14 protein-coding genes are annotated in these 16,538 nt (G+C 72.0%); 6 read left to right on the plus strand and 8 right to left on the minus strand.

The features are described 5' to 3' along the window. Positions 1 to 70: 70 nt before the first annotated feature. Together U8525_RS01270 and U8525_RS01275 are read right to left on the minus strand one after the other, a co-directional pair. Positions 71 to 1,066: a hypothetical protein gene (locus U8525_RS01270; RefSeq protein WP_374259991.1), complete on the minus strand. Its 996-nt coding sequence runs from the start codon at positions 1,064 to 1,066 to the stop codon at positions 71 to 73. A gap of 263 nt (positions 1,067 to 1,329) precedes the next feature. Next, positions 1,330 to 1,596, minus strand: a complete 267-nt coding sequence (locus tag U8525_RS01275; RefSeq protein WP_374259992.1) for a hypothetical protein — start codon at positions 1,594 to 1,596, stop codon at positions 1,330 to 1,332. Positions 1,597 to 1,799: 203 nt separating this feature from the next. Between U8525_RS01275 and mtgA the strand changes: the two genes are divergently transcribed. After that, positions 1,800 to 2,699: a monofunctional biosynthetic peptidoglycan transglycosylase gene (gene mtgA / locus U8525_RS01280; RefSeq protein WP_374259995.1), complete on the plus strand. Its 900-nt coding sequence runs from the start codon at positions 1,800 to 1,802 to the stop codon at positions 2,697 to 2,699. Between the two features lie 130 nt (positions 2,700 to 2,829). Here the strand turns inward: mtgA and U8525_RS01285 are convergent, their stop codons facing one another. The 4 genes from U8525_RS01285 to U8525_RS01300 form a co-directional block, all read right to left on the minus strand. Further along, positions 2,830 to 4,173 carry a sigma-54-dependent transcriptional regulator gene (locus U8525_RS01285; protein WP_374259997.1) on the minus strand — a complete coding sequence of 448 codons (1,344 nt, stop codon included), beginning with the start codon at positions 4,171 to 4,173 and terminating at the stop codon, positions 2,830 to 2,832. Then, positions 4,170 to 6,302, minus strand: a complete 2,133-nt coding sequence (locus U8525_RS01290) for an ATP-binding protein (protein ID WP_374259999.1) — start codon at positions 6,300 to 6,302, stop codon at positions 4,170 to 4,172. The genes U8525_RS01285 and U8525_RS01290 overlap by 4 nt, the downstream gene beginning before the upstream one ends. A gap of 213 nt (positions 6,303 to 6,515) precedes the next feature. Beyond that, positions 6,516 to 6,764, minus strand: coding sequence for a hypothetical protein (locus tag U8525_RS01295; RefSeq protein WP_374260001.1), 249 nt, complete (start codon positions 6,762 to 6,764; stop codon positions 6,516 to 6,518). Further along, positions 6,694 to 7,326: an OsmC family protein gene (locus tag U8525_RS01300; protein WP_374260003.1), complete on the minus strand. Its 633-nt coding sequence runs from the start codon at positions 7,324 to 7,326 to the stop codon at positions 6,694 to 6,696. Before U8525_RS01300 ends, U8525_RS01295 begins: the two co-directional genes overlap by 71 nt. 377 nt (positions 7,327 to 7,703) lie before the next feature. Between U8525_RS01300 and U8525_RS01305 the strand changes: the two genes are divergently transcribed. From U8525_RS01305 to U8525_RS01315, 3 genes are all read left to right on the plus strand, one after another. Next, on the plus strand, positions 7,704 to 8,201 hold the full coding sequence (locus U8525_RS01305; RefSeq protein WP_374260005.1) for an SRPBCC family protein: 498 nt from the start codon (positions 7,704 to 7,706) through the stop codon (positions 8,199 to 8,201). A gap of 177 nt (positions 8,202 to 8,378) precedes the next feature. Continuing rightward, entirely contained in the window at positions 8,379 to 9,206 is an 828-nt protein-coding gene (locus U8525_RS01310; RefSeq protein ID WP_374260007.1) for a PPK2 family polyphosphate kinase, read from the plus strand. 149 nt (positions 9,207 to 9,355) lie between these two features. Next, positions 9,356 to 10,363, plus strand: a complete 1,008-nt coding sequence (locus U8525_RS01315) for a fatty acid desaturase (protein WP_374260009.1) — start codon at positions 9,356 to 9,358, stop codon at positions 10,361 to 10,363. Between the two features lie 60 nt (positions 10,364 to 10,423). Here U8525_RS01315 and U8525_RS01320 read toward each other — a convergent pair whose 3' ends face one another. Further along, positions 10,424 to 10,885 (minus strand): bacterioferritin, encoded by a 462-nt coding sequence (locus tag U8525_RS01320; RefSeq protein ID WP_374260011.1) that lies wholly within the window; start codon positions 10,883 to 10,885, stop codon positions 10,424 to 10,426. Between the two features lie 240 nt (positions 10,886 to 11,125). Between U8525_RS01320 and U8525_RS01325 the strand changes: the two genes are divergently transcribed. Next, positions 11,126 to 13,543 carry a helicase-related protein gene (locus U8525_RS01325; RefSeq protein WP_374260013.1) on the plus strand — a complete coding sequence of 806 codons (2,418 nt, stop codon included), beginning with the start codon at positions 11,126 to 11,128 and terminating at the stop codon, positions 13,541 to 13,543. A 129-nt stretch (positions 13,544 to 13,672) separates the two neighbouring features. Then, entirely contained in the window at positions 13,673 to 15,391 is a 1,719-nt protein-coding gene (locus U8525_RS01330) for a radical SAM protein (protein WP_374260016.1), read from the plus strand. Positions 15,392 to 15,505: 114 nt separating this feature from the next. On the opposite strand, the gene U8525_RS01335 is transcribed toward U8525_RS01330, so the two are convergent. Then, entirely contained in the window at positions 15,506 to 16,462 is a 957-nt protein-coding gene (locus tag U8525_RS01335; protein ID WP_374260019.1) for a DUF6600 domain-containing protein, read from the minus strand. Positions 16,463 to 16,538: the final 76 nt, after the last annotated feature.

Genomic DNA, 16,538 nt, shown 5'->3' on the forward strand with positions numbered 1-16,538 from the left:
GGAGCGACCACCGGTGACGGTTCGACGACCCGTCCCGGTGACCGCTCCTGGAACCGCGCGAGGGGGCCGCTCAGCGGCCGATGGTGGCGTGCGAGCCGAGCACGATGCCGCGCTGGGCGCTCATCCGCCGCGCCAGCTCCGGAGACGCGCCCAGCTCCTGGGGCGTGCGGAGCTTGTGGAAGAAGCGGCTGCTCTCATCGAAGTAGGCCAGGGCCTTGAGGCGGATCTGGAAGCCCTTCGGGGGCGTGGTGCCGTTGGCCCAGTACGAGTAGGTGATGTTCGTCTGGTAGTTGGCGGGCACGTCGCAGGTGACGGAGGTGTTCCAGCTGCCGTTGTTCGGCGGCACGGGCGTCCGCTCCAGGGAGATGAGCGGAGTGGGGCCCGGGGTCCCCGCGGAGAAGGCGACGGCGGCGCCGCCGGGGACGTTGGTGCATTCGAGCTGGAACGTGATGCGCCCCGCCTCCGTCCCCTGGGTGTAGTCCACGGTCGTGTCGAAGGTGGGGCTGTTGGCGTCCGTGAGGTGGACGTTGCGCCAGCCGAAGCCCGGGTTGTTGAGGATGAACTCCGTCATGTCCGTGTAGCTGCCCACCTGGGGCACGGGGTTGTCGTGCTTGGGCGTGGAGACGCGGCAGATGAGGCAGTAGTGGTCACCGCTGATGGCGCCCGGCTCCCAGAAGAAGGGGTTGTCCGTCACGGCGATGCCGCCCGGGGCGGTGGACGGCAGGAAGACCTCCGTCTGTGAATCACTCGTCTTGAGCGCGTTGTTCTGCCACTTGTTCGGGTAGAGCAGCAGGCTGGCCGGCGTGTAATACAGCGACACCTTGCCGCTCTCCGCGCTGTTGGAGAGGTTCTTGCTCCGCAGGTAGATGTAGTTGGGGCCGTCGGTCACCAGGTTCTGGCCCACGTCCTGGTTGTAGTTGCCGGAGAAGAAGGCCTGCGGGTTGTTGGTGGGGTAGAGGCCCGCGGGGATGATGTCCGGCGACTCGTAGGCCAGCGGGGGAGAAGGGAGCTGCCCGTAGTCCGACAGGTTGGAGCGGAAGAACAGGTCGTCATACATCGTGGTCATTGGCATTCCTCTTCGGGGGTGACATCCGCGAGCGGAGAGGTTCCGCGCGGATGCGGGAATGCCTTTGCACCTCCTACGCCAATGACTTGCAGCGCTGAACCCACCGGAACTCCGTGGCGGGTCCACGGCTCGCCACCCGCCTGACGTATCCGGGGCGACGGCTGACGCGTCAAGCTCACGGGGGACACAGGCCCATTCAGGCACCCGCTCGAAGGTGTGCCCCGGCGCGCGCAGCCGGGGCACCCGCCTGCGACGTCAGCGGCTCAGCACTCCAGGATGTACTCCGAGTAGACCGACCGGCCGCCCCAGTTGTAGAGCCCGCCGCAGTAGCAGCCAAACTCGCCGATCAGCTGGGAGTGCGCGGCGTCGTTGTAGTACCTGCGCAGGTCCGCGTTCGGCACGTTGGAGCAGTCCGGCAGCGGCGCCTCCTGCGTGGCCAGCTCCGCGGCCTCCTCCTCCTCCATGGGACCGCCACAGCCCGCTGCCATCAGCGCCGTCGCCAACAGACCACCGAGAATGATTGATCGCATGTGCCCTCCGTGAGGGGGCTCAAACCATACGCGGTCCATCACGGTGCGTGAAACAGGTGCCACGGATTCCAGTGGAGCGGTGGAGCGTGGGCTGCATTGTAAAACAGCGCGTCAGCGCGCCGCCGTCATGGGTGGGCCGGTGGGGTGTGCGCTGGCCGTCTTCTGGACAGAGGCGCCTGATCGGGGCAGATGTGCGTGCACCGATGGCCTCCCGTCCTCCCTCCGTGCGCGCCTCCCATGTCCGGACGCAGAAGACGAAGCAGCTCTCCTCCGGCGCCCGGCGCGCCGTGGGGAAGCGCGCCGGCCCCGGCTGGGGGCGTTGGGCACTCGGCGGCTGGCTGCTGCTCGCCGTCTGGATCGGCGTGACGTTCGCGCGGCTGCCCGACGTGAGCCTGCTGCGGACGCAGAACCCGCGCACCACCGCGCTCATGGCGCAGCGAGCCGAGGAGGCGCTCGAAGCGGGCCAGAGGCCTCGCGTGCGCCAGACCTGGGTAGCACTCGACGCGGTGGCCCCCCATGTCGTGGACGCCGTGCTGAGCTCCGAGGACGCGCGCTTCTACCGACACGAGGGCGTGGACTGGACCGAGGTGGAGAACGCCTTCGAGCAGTCGGTGCGCGAGGCGCGCCTGGGGCGCGGCGCCTCCACCCTCACGCAGCAGCTGGCGAAGAACCTCTACCTCTCCACGGACCGCAGCCTGCTGCGGAAGGGGAAGGAGTTGCTGATCGCCCGCCAGCTGGAGTCCCACCTGTCCAAGCAGCGCATCCTCGCGCTGTACCTGAACGTCGTGGAGTGGGGCGAGGGCGTCTACGGCGTCGAGGCGGCGGCGCGCGAGCACTTCGGCGTCTCTGCGCGGGCGCTCAGCGTGGCGCAGGGCGCGATGCTCGCGGGCATGCTGCCCGCCCCACGCCGCTGGCTGCCGGCCCAGCGGCCCGAGTCTCTGCGCACCCGCGCTGGCATCATCATCGGGAGGCTGGAGCGCGAGGGGCGCATCAGCGCGACGCAGGCCCGCGAGGCTCAGGCGGAGCTCTCGCGCTACTTCGGCGTGCCGCCCGCGCCCGGCTTCGTGGCGGAGGCCCGCAACGGGCCGCCCGCGGAGAGCTGAGTCCGCCTGCTCGCGGGCGGGGTCATGGGGCCGCGCGGGGGCTGGGCTGGACTCCGGGCCGTGCTCTCGCTCCCGTGGTTCGGTCAGGGGGAACCAGTGGCGCGAAGGGCGGGCTGCGAGCCCGCGACCGTCAGCTCCCCTTGTGCTGCCAGCCTTTGATCTTCGCGTACAGCGAGCTGCGGGAGATGCCCAGCTTCGTCGCCGCGCGCTCCACGTGGCCCCCCTCGCGCGCCAGCACGCGCTCGATGTGGCGGTGCTCCAGCTCCTCCAGCGTGAGGTCGTCGCCCAGCGGCTCCTCCGCGGGCAGGAGGGACTCGAAGCGCAGGGCGCTGCGGGACAGGCGCGTCGCGCCGGACAGCAGCACGGCGCGCTCCAGCACGTTGCGCAGCTCGCGGATGTTGCCCGGCCAGCTGTAGGCCATGAGGGCGCGCTCGGCGTCGGGCTCCAGCTCCACCTGTCCGCGGCCCCTCAGCGCGCCCATCTCCGCCAGGAAGTGGCGCGCGAGCACCAGCACGTCCTCGGCGCGCTCGCGCAGGGGCGGCACGTGGAGGATGAGCGTGCTGATGCGGAAGTACAGGTCGCTGCGGAAGCGCTTCTCTCTCGCGGCCACCTGTAGGTCCTGGTGCGTGGCGGCCACGAGCCGCACGTCCACGCGCCGGTCCTTCACGTCGCCCAGGCGCCGGAAGCGCTTCTCCTCCAGCACCTTGAGCAGCTTGGGCTGGACCGCCACGTCCATGTCCCCGATCTCATCCAGGAACAGCGTGCCCCGGTCCGCCACCTCCAGCAGGCCCGGCTTCGCGGCCACCGCGCTGGTGAACGCGCCCTTCTCATGGCCGAACAGCTCCGAGTCCAACAGGTCCTTCGACAGCGCCGCGCAGTTGAGGTCCACGAACGGGGCCTCCTTGCGCGGACCGCCTTCATGCAGCCAGCGCGCGAGCACGCTCTTGCCGCTGCCCGTCTCTCCGGTGACGAGCACCGGGCTGTCGCTGTCGCGCACGCGCTCCGCCTGGTCGCGCAGCGCGCGGATGGCCGGGCTGTGCCCCAGGAACGGCTCCACCTGCGTGCGCGCCGTGCGCGAGCGGTCCGCCAACAGCCGCTGCCGCTCGCGCCGCTGCGCCACCAGCCGCTCCAGCACGACCTTCAGCACCGACAGCTCCAGCGGCTTGGTGAGGAACTGCTCGGCGCCTTCCTTCACGGCCTGCACCGCCAGCTCGATGGAGCCGTGCCCGGTCAGCACCACCAGGGGCACCGCCGCGTCCAGCTCCTTGAGCCGGGGCAGCAGCTCCAGCGCCGTGCCGTCCGGCAGGCGGTAGTCGATGACCGCCACGTCGGGCCGGTGCGCGCGGAAGCCCTCCTGGGCCTCGGCCACGCTCGTGGCCTCGTCCACGTCGAAGCCGTGCTGCGTGAGGTAGCCCTTCATGCCCAGACGGACGCCAGGCTCGTCGTCCACGATGAGGATGCGGGTGCGGGTCATGACACCTGTGACTGCGAAGTGGGGCCGGTGTTGCCGGCGGGGGAGAGGGCGGGCAGCAGGATGGTCACCTCCGCGCCTCCCTCGGGGTGATTGGACAGACGGATGCGCCCCTGGTGCTCCTCCAGGATGCGCTGGACGATGGACAGGCCCAGGCCGGTCCCTCCCCGCCGCTTGCTGAAGAAGGGCTCGAAGACATGGGGCAGGTCCTCGTTCTTGAAGCCGGCACCTCCGTCATGGACGGTGCAGCGCACCCACGCGCGCCCCGCCTCCTCCACGGGCTCCGCGGTGACGTGGACGGTCGTGCCCGGCGGGGAGTGCTGCACGGCGTTCTCCACCACGTTGCGGAAGACATGGAACAGGCGGCGCGCGTCCATGCGCACCGGCGGCAGCGCCTCCGGCACCGTGCGCTCGAGCTTCACGGAGGCCTTGTCGCTGGTGAGCGCGCAGGCGGACAGGGCGTCGGCGACCACCGCGCCCACCGCGCCATCCGTCCACTCGCCCCGGGTGGGGCGGCCGTACTCGAACAGCTCCTGGGTGAGGTGCGTCAGGCGGCGCACCTCGCCGCGCAGCACGTCCAGGTAGGGCTTGAGCTCCGGCTGGGCGCCATGGGTGGCCTCGATCGCGTCCACGACGGCGGAGATGGAGAAGAGGGGATTGCGCACCTCGTGGGCCACGCCCGCGACGATGGCGCCCATCGCGGCCATCGTCTCGCTCCGGCGCACGTGGGCCTGTAGCTCCAGCAGCCGGGTGACCTCCAGCGCCACCAGGATGATGCGCGCATCCTGGCTGGCCTGCTCGTCCATCCAGGCGGCGGACAGCTCCCAGGTCCGCCCGGACGCCGCGTCGTGCACCTGGCGGCTGGCGCTGCCGTGCGTCGCGCGCAGCTCCTCCACCAGCGGCGCCGCGCTGGACCAGGGCGCCCCCACGGCCGTCACGGACAGCGGCTGCCCGGAGGGATCCGCTTCGTCGAAGAGCGCGCGGGCCGCGTCGTTGAGCCGGTAGATGACGCCGTCCGCGCTCAGCACCACCAGCGGCGAGGACACCGCGTCGAAGGTGCGGCGCCACTCCGTCGCGGAGCGGCGGAAGCTGTCGTTCAGCCGCTGGCGCAGGTCGTCCGCGAGGCGCCGGTCGGTGATGTCGGTGACGACGCAGCCCAGGTGCACGCTCCCCCGGTCGTCCAGGCCGGAGGCCGCGGCGCGGCTGCGCACCCAGCGCACGCGCCCGTCCGCGCAGATGATGCGGTGCTCGATCTCCACCTCCGTGCTGGGGGCCAGCGCCAGCGACTCGATGCACTCGCGATAGCGCGTCCGGTCCTCCGGGTGGATCATCTCCGCCCACAGCGGCGAGGGCGCGCCCTCCGGACCCGCGCCGCTGAAGGCGCTGGGCGGGTAGCCGGTGGTGCGCTCCACGACGGGCGTGCAGTAGAAGTCACGCAACCCGCCGTCCCGCAGCTTCCCACCCCACAGGTAGTCCGGCAGCGACCGGGTGAGCACGTCCAGGCGGCCCTCGTGCTCCTGGAGCGAGGCCTCCGTGCGCATCCGCTCGGTGACCTCCGACAGGGACGCGATGACGCCCAGCACCGCGCCGCCCGCGCCGCGCACGCGCGAGTAGCTGCCGAACCAGAAGCGCGTCTCGCCGGGCGCCGCGGGCGTCTCCACCTGGAGGCTCAGGTCCTGGAGGGGCGCGTCCGACTCCAGCGCGCGGGCCAGCCGGGGCGCGAGCGCCGTGCCCAGCGCGGGCAGCACCTCCGTCACGTGGCGGCCCAGGTGCGCCTCCACCGGCAGGCCGTTCATCGCGGCGAGCGCGGCGCTGACGTGCACGTAGCGCAGGTCGCGGTCGTAGAACGCGAAGCCCACCGGCGTGATGTCCATCACCGCGTCGCGCAGCGCCCGCGCATCATCCGCCTGGGCCCGCAGCCGGGCGCACTCGCGCTCGCGCTGTGTCAGCGCCCGCAGCGCGAGCCCGGCGCCCACCGCCGCCAGCGCGAACGCGCTCGCCGTCAGCAGGGCCACGCGGACGCCCGGGGGCTGGCCTTCGCTCCAGGCCCCGACCAGCCCCAGGAGCACCGCGCACGCGGCGGCGACGGCGAAGCTTCGGACGAGGAGGGGAGTCAAGGAGGACGTGAGCATGGCGCGCGCCGAGCGCGGTTCACTCTACGATTCCTCGCATCGAGTTGCATCGTCGCGCGGCTCCAGCCAACGCGGTCATTGGACGAAGGTTCAGGGAAGGCCGCCAAATCCGCTCCTTGCGGTGAAAGCAGCCAGGCGCCGGGGGTGTCGGCCCCGCGAGAAGGCCGCGAGGCCGCGCGGGCAGGCGCTCTCCCGCCGCGCGGCGCGGAGCCCTCAGGCGGGCGGCCTGGCGATGATCTCCGGCGGCCCCGGCCGGCTCGGATCATGCGCCGGTGGATCCTGGATGCCCGGCTCCACCTCGGGGTCCTGCCGGGGCGGCGGGGGCTCCCGGCGCCGGGGCTCGCCCGGTGGTGGGTCCTTCTCCGGCGCGGGCGGCCGCGGCGGCTCGATCTCAGGCGTGGGCTTCGGATCCGGCTCCTTCACCGGCTTCGCGGGCGGATTCGTCTGTGGATGTGTCGGCATGCACCTCCACACTGCGCACGCCGCGCTCCCAGGGAACCGCCGCGCCCGTCTCGTCGCGGCCGGCTGCGCGGTTTTCGACAGGAGCCCCGGCGTCCGCGCGGCGGGCGTGGGCCCAGACCTCCACCACCGGCTCGATGCGCGGGGTGAGCTGGAGCATGGAGCTGGGGAAGCAGCGCGCCGGCAGCCGGGCGAAGAGCTCGCGGACGTCCTCTGCCTCGCGCGGGCTGGCCACGGCGACATGCGGCCGGACGATGAGGTCGGTGAACTGGGCAGCCTGCTCGGGGCCTCCGCTCACCAGCCGGGCGGTGGCGCAGCTCTGGTAGAAGAGCACGTCCACGCCGGCCTCCCGGGCCCCGTCCAGGAACGCGTGCAGCGTGCGCCCCTCCACCGCGCCCACCAACAGCGCCTCCGGGTCCCACCGCCCGTCCTCGGGGCCACCCTCCCGGCCCCCCAGCGGACAGCCGATGGGCACGGGGGGCGCACGGTCGCTCGTCAGCACCGCGCCCCTCGCGCCCTGCCAGTAGAGGCGCGTTTCGTATTCGGTGACGGAAGCGGAGGTCATCGGGCATCTCCTCGGCGAGGTGCAGGCACGCCGCGCCTTCAACAGCCATGCCTGGGCATTGCTTTACATCCCGTGAACCCCTGCCCTGAAGGTCGAGCCCCTCCAGCCAGGCCGGTGATCGCGAGGCCACAAGCAAGGTGGCCCGATTGCAGCGCACTCACAACAGCCCTTTCGGACGATTACGCCTCCGCCGTACTCGCTGCACATCACGCGCCTCAATGCCTGACACGGGGGGCGGCATGAACGAAGTGCGACGCGGTGGGGAGCGGTGTTCGTTGACTGTATGGCTTTGCGATGACTTCCAGGGCCGGACGGCCTGAGGACCCGCCTCACGCGAGGGGTGCGCCCTGGCGTGGAGGCCCTTCTTGAATCGACCCATGCAAGAACGACCTGAGGCACCGATGGCAGAGGCGTATGCAAGTCAGCTCATCCAGGCACCCGCGGACGTGGTCTGGGACCGGGTGGAGGGCTTCGACAGCCTTCCGCGCTGGCACCCGGGCGTCGTCTCCAGCGAACGGGTGACGCGCCCGCGGTGCGGCCCGCTGCGCCGGCTGACCACGCGCGACGGCGAGGTGTACCTGGAGGTGCGGCTGGAGCACGACCCTCGTTCGCGCAGCTATGCGTACGCGATGCTGGAGGGCCCGCTGCCCGTGCGCGACTACGTGGCGAAGCTGCGGGTGACGCCGGTGACGGCGACCGGGCAGACCTTCGTGGAGTGGCACGCGACGTTCCGCCTGACGCCCGGCCACGAGGGCGAGACGGCCGCGCTGAGCCAGTGGATCCGCGACGAGTTCTTCGCGCGGGGCCTGCGGGGGCTGGCGCACACCTTCCTGCCGCCTCCGCCCCGGGTGCCGGCGCTGGAGTGGCGGCGCTGAAGGCCCTGCACGGCCGCTGGAGGTCGCGCGCCGGCCCTGCGTCCGCGCGGGGCCGAGCGACTCCGGCGGGCCTCGAAAGGTTCGACCCGGACGTTCCGCCGCCGTCCTGGCCCGGGACGGTGGGAATCCCCCTTCGCGCTCAGGCAGGCTGGGGCCACACCTGGAGCAAAGGGGACCATGGACATCATCCTGAACGACAAGCAGGGCGCGAAGGTGAAGCTGGAGCGCATCCCCACGACGCCGCCGAAGAAGGCGGACCGGGGGGAGGCGAAGGCGGAGTTCGACGCCCTGGGCGAGGAGCTGTTCGACCTGCAGGACCTGCTGTGGGGCGCGAAGATGAACTCCGTCCTCATCGTGCTCCAGGGCCGCGACACCGCCGGCAAGGACGGCACCATCAAGCACGTGGTGGGCAGCCTCAACCCGCGCGGCGTGTCCGTCACGTCCTTCGGCGTGCCCAGCGCGGAGGAGCTGGAGCACGACTTCCTCTGGCGCGTTCACCGCAAGACCCCGCGGCTGGGCGAGTTCTCCATCTTCAACCGCTCGCACTACGAGGACGTGCTGGTGGCGCGGGTGAACAACCTGGTCCCCAAGGCGCTCTGGCGGTCGCGCTACCAGCACATCCGCGACTTCGAGTCCCTGCTCTCCGAGCACGGCACCCTCGTCCTCAAGTTCTTCCTCCACATCAGCCAGGGCGAGCAGGAGCGGCGCCTGCTGGCGCGCGAGGAGGAGCCGCGCAAGGCGTGGAAGATCTCCGCGGGCGACTGGGAGGACCGCAAGCACTGGGCGGACTACACGCGCGCGTATGAAGACGTGTTCGCACGCACCTCCACCGAGCGGGCGCCCTGGCACCTGGTGCCCTCGGACGCCAAGTGGTACCGCAACCTGGGGGTGGCCCGCGCCGTGGTGGAGGCCCTGCGCCCCTACCGCGAGGTGTGGCAGGACCGGCTGGACGCGGTGGGCAAGGAGAAGAAGGCGGAGCTGCGCGCCTGGCGCAAGAAGCGCTGATCCACGGCTTCCCGCGTCATCCATGACGCGGAGGCGCCTTTCGCGCGTCATGGATGGCGCTGACCCGGCCGTGACATGGGGATGGGACAACGCTCGCGGTCATCCGTCCCGGTGTGTCGCCGGGCGGTCACCCCCGGAGCCCTGTCGACATGGAACGAACCGCGTCGCCGTCGAGCAAGGACCTCATCGCCCGCACGCGTCCCTTCGCTGCCCAGGACACCGCTCGCTCCCTCTGGGCGCTCGCCACCACCTATGCGGCGCTCGCGGGCGCGGCGGCGCTGGCGGTGGCCGCGCCCTGGTGGCCCCTGCGCATCGTGGGGGGCCTCATCGAAGCGCTGGTCCTCATCCGCTGCTTCATCCTCTTCCACGACGCCATGCACGGGGCGCTGCTGCCCACGTCCCGGTGGGCCAAGGCCCTCTTCCAGGTGCAGGGGCTGCTCACGCTCACGCCGGCGCGCATCTGGAACGACACGCACAACCATCACCACGCCAACACCGCGCGCATCGCGGCGGACTCGGCGGGCACCTTCGTCACCTGGACCACGGACCAGTGGCGCAAGGCCAGCCGCGCCCAGCGGCTGGGCTACGTGGTGGAGCGTCACCCGGTGACGCTGCTGTTCGGCTACTTCACCGCGTTCCTCTACAGCCTGTGCCTCCTGCCGTTCGTGAAGAACCCGAAGCGCTACTGGACGTCCGGGCTCGCGCTGGGCCTGCACGTCGCGCTGTCCGTGGCCGTGTGGCACTTCCTGGGGCTGGGCGCGTACCTCACCGCCTTCGTGGGGCCGCTGTTCGCCTCGTATGCGCTGGGCACGTACCTGTTCTACGCGCAGCACAACTTCGACGAGGTGGCCATCCTGCCGGAGGCCGCGTGGAACCACGCGGACGCGGCGCTGGAGGCGAGCAGCTACATGCGCTTCGGGCCGGTGATGGAGTGGTTCACGGGCAACATCGGCTACCACCACGTGCACCACCTCAACCCGCGCATCCCGTTCTACCGGCTGCCGGAGGCGATGGCGGCCATCCCGGAGCTCCAGGGGCCGCACGTCACCACGCTCTCGGCCAAGGACATCGTGAGCTGCCTGCGGCTGAACCTGTGGGACCCGTCGCTGAATCGGATGGTGCGCTACCGCGACGCGCAGCCGGCGCCCGGCGCCTGAGGAGCCACGGCCCGGCGGGTCCGTTCGAGACCCGCCCGAGGAACCCGCCGGACCGGGCGCTCAATGCTCCAGCAGGGCGTGCAGGGCGGTGGCGTGCGCCTCCTCCTCGTCGAGCAGCTCCTCCAGGAGCCGCCGCGTGGTGGGGTCGTGGTCCGCGAAGGAGTGGAGCAGGCCGCGGTACGTCGCGATGGCGACGCGCTCCGCCGCCAGGTTCTCGCGCAAGAGCTCCACCAGCGTGCGTCCGTCGTCGTCCTGGGTATCACCTTGGGACATGAGTCCTCCCACCACGAAATCCGGCCGGCCGCCCAGCTGCTGGATGCGCTCGGCGAGCCGCAGCGCGTGGTCCTGCTCGTCGCGCGCGTGCAGGCCGAACACGCTCCGCATCGCCTCGTGACAGGCGCCCCCGGCCATGAGGGCGTGGCGCGTGTAGCGCCGGACGCAGAGGACCTCGCTCGCGAGCGCGGCGTTGAGCAGCGTGAGGCGGATCCCCGGGTCGATGATGGAGGACGGCGGGCGGTCCATGGGATTGCCTCCAGGCGGCTGCATGTCGGGAAGCTGGAGGGTCCTGGGAGGGATGGCCATCCCTCCTGCCCCCGCGGGCCGGTGACGTCGCGCCTGTCCGTCCCGCCCCGGGGCCCGTTGCTCCTGGAAGGGGCTGTCGCCGACGCCTGCCTCCACGCCGGGCACGGGCCAGGACGTCGTCCGCGAACGTCCCTCGCAGCCTCGGGGGCGGAGGAGGGCGTTCGGGGTTAGTCTTCGCCAATGAGCTCGCGCCCATCCAGCCGGCCGTCCGTCGTCGTGGCGGAGCTGGGGCCCACGAACACCGGGAAGACCTACCGCGCCATCGAACGGATGCTCGAGCACGACTCCGGCCTCATCGGGTTGCCGCTGCGCCTGCTCGCCCGGGAGGTCTACGACCGGGTGACCGCGAAGGTGGGCGAGGGCCGGGTCGCGCTGATGACGGGCGAGGAGAAGCGCGTGCCGCCCCGGCCCGACTACTGGATCTGCACCGTCGAGGCGATGCCGACGGACCGCGAGGTCGACTTCCTCGCGGTGGATGAGATCCAGCTCGCCGCGCACCGGGAGCGCGGGCACGTCTTCACGGACCGGCTGCTCCACGCGCGAGGCCGCAAGGAGACCTGGTTCCTGGGCGCGGACACCATGCGGCCCATGGTGCAGGCGCTGATTCCGCATGCGTCCATGAAGCGCGCCACGCGGCTGTCGCAGCTGCGCTACTCCGGGCGTCGCTCGCTGAAGAGCCTGCCGCCGCGCTCGGCGGTGGTCGCGTTCTCCGCGGACCGCGTGTACGAGCTGGCGGAGTCGCTGCGCCGCCTGCGGGGCGGGGTGGCGGTGGTGCTGGGCGCGCTGTCGCCGCGGACGCGCAACGCGCAGGTGGCGATGTATCAATCCGGCGAGGTCCAGTACCTCGTGGCCACGGACGCCATCGGCATGGGGTTGAACCTGGACCTCAACCACGTGGCCTTCGCGACGCTGTCCAAGTTCGACGGCGCCGAGCAGCGCGACCTGTACCCCGACGAGCTGGCGCAGATCGCCGGCCGCGCGGGGCGCCACCTCAACGACGGGAGCTTCGGGGCGTTGAACACGCTGCCGGAGCTGTCGCCGCGCCTCGTCTCCGCCATCGAGTCCCACCGCTTCCCGGCGGTGCGCAGCCTCATCTGGCGCAACTCCTCGCTGGACTTCTCCAGCCCGGAGGCGCTGCTGGACTCGCTGTCGCGGGCGCCGCGAGACAGCGCCTTCATCCGGGTGGAGCGCGCGGACGACTTCGACGCGCTCAAGGGACTGGCGGCGGTGCCCGCCATCCGCGAGCTCACCCCCGACAAGGCCGCCGTGGAGCTCCTGTGGCAGGTCTGCCAGGTCCCGGACTTCCGCAAGGGCCTCTTCGGGCAGCACGTCGCGCTGCTGCGCGAGGTGTTCCTCCAACTGACGGCCGGGGACGGGAGGCTGGACCCCGCGTGGCTGACACGGCAGGTGTCGCCGCTGGACGATGCGTCCGGGGACCTCCACACGCTGATGGATCGGCTCGCGGCCATCCGCATCTGGACGTACATCAGCCACCGCCCGGGCTGGCTGCACGACGCGGCGGAGTGGCAGGAGCGCACGCGCCGCATCGAGGACGCGCTGGGCGATGCCTTGCACGAGCGGCTGGTGGAGCGCTTCGTGCAACGCGCCGCGAGGCGGAGCGCGCGCCGGTTCGTGAGGGCCAGCACGCAGCCACGGTCGGGGGGCTCGGACAGTCCGTTCGCCAAGCTGGGGCGGCTGTTGACGGAGGTGCCGGGCGCGGACAGCGGGCTGATGACGGAGGAGCAGTTCGTCCAGCGCGTGGTGGACGCGACGCACGACGCCTTCGAGGTGGACGCGGCGGGGCGCATCTCGTTCGAGGCGCAGCCGCTGGCCCGGCTGGTGCGGGGGCGCGACCGGCGCTCGCCGCAGCTGGCGCTGGCGGATCCGGAGGTGTGGACGGGCGGCGCGCGGCAGCGCCTGGAGCGCCGGCTGGTGGCGCTGGCGAGGGACCTGGTCACGGAGGCCATGGGAGGCTTTCCCGCGGAGTCCTTCACGGGAGCGGGCCGCTCGCCGGTGATGCGAGGCATCGCGTACCGGCTGGCGGAGGGGCTGGGCGTCATCTCCCAGGGCGAGGCGCGCGAGCAGTGGCGGCTCCTGGACGAGGAGTCGCGTGAGCGATTGAGGGCCCAGGGCGTCCACGAGGGCCCGCGTTTCCTCTACGTCGCGGAGGCCCTGGCGCCCCAGGCGCTGGAGCGGCGGGCCATGTTGACGGCGCTGTTCAACCAGGCGCCGTGTCCGCAGGGCGTCCCCCAGGAGCCGGTGCTGAGCGTCGCGGCGCTGGCGGGCCGGAGCGCGCGGGCCTTCGGCTACGAGGTCATCGGGCCGGTGGCGCTGCGCATCGACATCATGGAGCGGCTGGGGGAGGCCGTGCGCAATCCCCAGGGCGCCCGTCAGGCGCACGCGCTCTTGCAGCAGCTGCGGTTGGAGGGCGGCGTGCGCGCGCAGGTCCTGCGCGCGCTGGGGGGACCGCCCCCGGGCGCGGCCTCGAAGCGGCGACGGCGCAGGCGGGGGCGGAAGCCATCGCCGACGGCGCCGGACGCGGGGGGGGCTCGCGGGCGTGGGACGGCGGGCTCGGGCCGGCTCGACGACCGCCCATGACCCCCTGGGCTCGGGCCGGCCAGGGAGCAGGCCGGCGGCCCCGCGGGAGCGCGAGCGACGAATCCACGCGGGCGCTGTCCGGATTCGCCTACGCTGGCCCCGTCTCCCTCCCAGGTCGGTGGTCGTCCCATGAGCAGTGGTCGTGCCCTCTCGCCAGTCCTCCTCGTCGGTGCCGGAACGGGCGAGGCCACGTGCGGCATCCTCTACCTGGCGAGCTATCTGCGGCGCGGCGGGATTGAGGCCTTCGTGCGGCTGTACGACGGAGACGAGAGCGAAGGGGAGGTGACCGACGCCTTCGAGCGTCTCATCGCCCGCGTGCGCCCGAAGCTCATTGGCATCAGCCTGAAGTGGTTCCACCACGTGGATCGCGCGCTGCTCATCGCGCGGACGGTCCGGAAGATCGACCCGTCCATCCGCGTCGTCGTGGGAGGCAACTCCGCGTCTTACTGGTGGAAGGAGCTGAGCGCCTACGACTGCATCGACCACGTCGTGCTGGGGGACGGAGAGGTCCCCCTGCTGGCGCTGTGCAACGGCGAGGCGTCACCACCCAACTGCGTGACGCGGACCCCGGAGGGGCGTCCGCGCAGGCTGCCGCTGGCGTACGTGCAGCGCTCCACCAACACGCAGGACGTCTACTACTCGCACTTCAACGAGCTCTTCCTCAGTCAGATGGACCTGCACTCCTTCTCCGGCTGGGTGGCGCCTGGGAAGGGCTGCGGTGAGAACTGCCTCTACTGCGGCGGGGCGCGGGGCAACCAGAAGGCGGACTTCGGCCGCGCGAAGCCGTTCCTGCGCGCGGAGGAGAACGTGCGCAGGGACCACCAGGAGATCGCCAGCCGGACGTGGCAGATGCGCTACGACTTCGCGGGCAGCACGGCGGAGTTCCTGGGGAGCACCTGGGCGGGCGTGGACCTGTCGCGCCACTGCTGCACGTACTTCCTCTGGGGCGTGCCGCGCGTGGAGCTGGTCGCGGCGCTCGCGGAGACGTTCCAGCGCATCTACATGGTCATCGACATCGGCTGCTTCTCCGAGCAGCAGCGGCTGGAGCAGATGGCCAAGGGCCTGCTCAAGCCGTGCGCGAAGGACCCTGAGCTGCTGGACGTCATCGAGTCCGTCCGCCGCCACCCGAACGTGGAGATCGAAGTCTCCGGCATCGGAGGCCTCCCGTTCACGAACAAGGAGCGGCTCGCGGAGGAGCTGCGGTTGGTGGAGCGCATCATCGGCCTGGACTGCGTGGTGGGCTACCAGCGGCTGGAGGCGCAGCCCGGAGCGCTCGTCACGGAGCACCCCGCGCGCTTCGACATGGTGACGGAGGCGAAGACGTTCGCGGAGTTCCTCGCCTACTTCGAGCGCCGCGAGCCCGGCGACGTCTCCGTGCCGATGATCCGCTTCCAGGACCGGGAGCTGGAGGCCGCGGTGCAGCGCAACTCCGACCGGGTGGACGCCCTGGCCTGGAAGCACCGGGACGCGAGGAAGCACGTCGCCCTCAGCGGTCGCACGCGGCTGCGCAACACCGCGCCCTCGATGAAGCGCTTCACGCTGGGGGACTGGCTGGGCAGCCACCGGGCGCCCGCGAAGCTGGCGAAGGAGCCGGTGACGGTCCTGCGCTCGGTGGATGGCATCACCCTGACGTGCGCGCCGTCCATCAGCCCGCGCCGGTTCACCGACCCCACGCTGACCCAGGGCGAGGACGGCGCCATCCTCCTCGCCGCGCTGGCCGCCTTCGAGCAACCCACGACCGTCTCCAACGCGGTGACGCACCTGGGCGCGAAGGCGAAGCTGGACCCGCACTCCGCACGCGATGTCATCGACCACCTGGTGGACGGCCGGTTCCTCCAGCCCGCGTAGACGCAAGGCGTGCACGCGTCCAGCGCGTTGCGCAGCGACAGCTTCCCCACCGGCCCCGCCCTCCACTGCGTGAAGGAGGTCCAGGGCCCTGCGTCTTCGAGGTTGGTGCTTCGGTCACCGGCGGCCATGCGAGCCGCCAGTGTGCCCACCTGACGGATGCGAGGGGGCTGGCTCGTGAGGGGCCGGTTCGTGAGGCGCGGGCTCATGCGGCACGACGGGCTCGTGCGGCGCCGCGGGTTCATGAGGCGCGACGGGCTCCGGCACGACGGGCTCGTGCGGCGCCGCGGGTTCATGAGGCGCGACGGGCTCTGGCATCACGGGCTCATGCGGCGCGCCGGGGATCGTCGGGGCGGGCGGTGGGGCCGCCTCCTCATGCGGGCGGACCGGCGCCGCGGGAACCGGGTGACGTGGCACGGAGGGCGAGGGGCGTGACGGGGCCACGCCGAGCCCACTGCGCCCTCGCGGTGGGTGGGCCGTGGGCGGAGTCATCGGCCTCGCGAGTGGAACCTCCTGCCCGGTGACCCGCGCGACCTCGCTGGGCTCCGGCCCCCGGTTCCAGTGTCCCGCGCGGGCCTCTACGTGCTCGCCCACGGGGCGCGTCTGGCGCAGCAACCCTGGGACGCGCTCAGGAGGCAGGCGGTGGCGCCAGACATCGGGCCGCACGAAGTCGCTCGCGCCCACGAACGTCCAGCCCAACCCGAGCCCGATGCTGATGCCCGGAGGCGCGAGGGGCTGCCAACCGACGAAGCCATCCCCCCACCGCCAGTCCACCCAGGCGGGAGCCCACTCACTGTCCGGCCACCACACCCAGCCCATCGAGGGCGTGGTGAACCACCGGCCGTAGTGGAAGGGGGCCCAGCCCCAGTCCCAATCCGTCTCGAAGGTCCAGCCCCAATCGCTGGACACCCACCGGCCCCCGGTGGCGTAGGGGACGAAGTCCGGACCCACGACGTTCGGATCCGGCCGCCAGACCCAGCCGACGTCCGGCAGGTCGACCCAGGTGCCATAGGGGGACAGCACGTCCCTGAACTCGGACACGGAGCTGTCCAGGTTCTGCGAGCTCGTCGTCACCTGCGGCCCGTATTCCTCCGGGCCCATCGCGCAGGAGCTGGTTGCCAGGATGGCAAGGACGGTGGCGCCGCTGGTC

The sequence above is a fragment of the Corallococcus sp. RDP092CA genome (assembly GCF_041903675.1).
GTDB lineage: Bacteria > Myxococcota > Myxococcia > Myxococcales > Myxococcaceae > Corallococcus.

What these genes read in the sequence shown, in the direction of transcription:
- U8525_RS01330 (WP_374260016.1), top strand. Translation starts at nt 13,673, where the DNA reads ATGAGCAGTGGTCGTGCCCTCTCGCCAGTCCTCCTCGTCGGTGCCGGA.
- U8525_RS01310 (WP_374260007.1), top strand. Translation starts at nt 8,379, where the DNA reads ATGGACATCATCCTGAACGACAAGCAGGGCGCGAAGGTGAAGCTGGAG.
- U8525_RS01270 (WP_374259991.1), bottom strand. Translation starts at nt 1,066, where the DNA reads ATGACCACGATGTATGACGACCTGTTCTTCCGCTCCAACCTGTCGGAC.
- U8525_RS01300 (WP_374260003.1), bottom strand. Translation starts at nt 7,326, where the DNA reads ATGACCTCCGCTTCCGTCACCGAATACGAAACGCGCCTCTACTGGCAG.
- U8525_RS01320 (WP_374260011.1), bottom strand. Translation starts at nt 10,885, where the DNA reads ATGGACCGCCCGCCGTCCTCCATCATCGACCCGGGGATCCGCCTCACG.
- mtgA (WP_374259995.1), top strand. Translation starts at nt 1,800, where the DNA reads ATGGCCTCCCGTCCTCCCTCCGTGCGCGCCTCCCATGTCCGGACGCAG.
- U8525_RS01285 (WP_374259997.1), bottom strand. Translation starts at nt 4,173, where the DNA reads ATGACCCGCACCCGCATCCTCATCGTGGACGACGAGCCTGGCGTCCGT.
- U8525_RS01315 (WP_374260009.1), top strand. Translation starts at nt 9,356, where the DNA reads ATGGAACGAACCGCGTCGCCGTCGAGCAAGGACCTCATCGCCCGCACG.
- U8525_RS01275 (WP_374259992.1), bottom strand. Translation starts at nt 1,596, where the DNA reads ATGCGATCAATCATTCTCGGTGGTCTGTTGGCGACGGCGCTGATGGCA.
- U8525_RS01325 (WP_374260013.1), top strand. Translation starts at nt 11,126, where the DNA reads ATGAGCTCGCGCCCATCCAGCCGGCCGTCCGTCGTCGTGGCGGAGCTG.
- U8525_RS01305 (WP_374260005.1), top strand. Translation starts at nt 7,704, where the DNA reads ATGCAAGAACGACCTGAGGCACCGATGGCAGAGGCGTATGCAAGTCAG.
- U8525_RS01290 (WP_374259999.1), bottom strand. Translation starts at nt 6,302, where the DNA reads ATGCTCACGTCCTCCTTGACTCCCCTCCTCGTCCGAAGCTTCGCCGTC.
- U8525_RS01295 (WP_374260001.1), bottom strand. Translation starts at nt 6,764, where the DNA reads ATGCCGACACATCCACAGACGAATCCGCCCGCGAAGCCGGTGAAGGAG.